Origin of the sequence: Teichococcus rhizosphaerae, from assembly GCF_002631185.1 — a bacterium.
GTDB lineage: Bacteria > Pseudomonadota > Alphaproteobacteria > Acetobacterales > Acetobacteraceae > Pseudoroseomonas > Pseudoroseomonas rhizosphaerae.
The window spans coordinates 1-963 of sequence record NZ_PDNU01000107.1 but is presented as its reverse complement, the minus strand read 5'-3'; the positions used below and the strand labels follow the sequence as shown (position 1 = coordinate 963).

Annotated in this window: 1 pseudogene; it reads right to left on the bottom strand. The window is 69.9% G+C overall.

Features of this window, described 5'->3' with window-relative positions:
* Nucleotides 1-217: 217 nt before the first annotated feature.
* Nucleotides 218-963 (bottom strand): annotated as a pseudogene (locus tag CR162_RS21800) (glycine dehydrogenase (aminomethyl-transferring)); the annotation flags it as partial.

Here is a 963-nt window from a genome sequence, read left to right as displayed (position 1 = left end):
CCGCCGGTCTTCGGCGTCCATCGCGGCGAGCAGTTCGTCGTCGTAGCCCTGGAGCTGGTCGTGCTTGCTGAACATGGCGCTGGCCTCTTGTCGTGTCGGTGTCAGGACGCTCGCTGGCGCGAGCGTGGCCGCGGCGCCGCTACGCAAGCGCGGCGCCGGGAAAGGGGTATCGCCGGAAACGCGAGGACGCCGCCGCTGGCGGCGCCCTCCTCGTCCGTCACTCCTCGCTGTACGCCTCGATCGGCGGGCAGGAGCAGGTCAGGTTGCGGTCGCCGTAGACGTTGTCGACGCGGCCCACCGGCGGCCAGTACTTGGCCTCCACCAGGCTGGCCAGCGGATAGGCGGCCTGCTCGCGGCTGTAGGCATGGTTCCATTCGCCGAGCAGTTCGGCGGCGGTGTGCGGCGCGTTCTTCAGCGGGTTGTCTTCCTTGTCCAGCTCGCCGCGTTCCACCGCGCGGATTTCCTCGCGGATGCGGATCATCGCGTCGCAGAAGCGGTCCAGCTCGGCCTTCGACTCGCTCTCGGTGGGCTCGATCATCAGCGTGCCGGCCACCGGGAAGGACATGGTCGGCGCATGGAAGCCGAAGTCCATCAGGCGCTTGGCCACGTCGTCGACGCTGATCCCGCTGCTGTCCTTGAGCGGACGCAGGTCGAGGATGCATTCGTGGGCGACCAGGCCGTTGCCGCCGGCGTAGAGCACCGGGTAGTGCTCCTCCAGCCGGTGGGCGATGTAGTTGGCATTGAGGATGGCCATTTCCGAGGCGCGCTTGAGGCCTTCGCCGCCCATCATGCGGATGTACATCCAGGTGATCGGCAGGATGCTCGCGCTGCCGTACGGCGCCGCGCTCACCGCGCCTTCCTTGCGCTCGCCGCGAGCGTGGCCGGGGAGGAACGGCGCCAGGGGCGCGCGCACGCCGATCGGGCCGACGCCCGGGCCGCCGCCGCCGTGGGGGATGCAGAAGG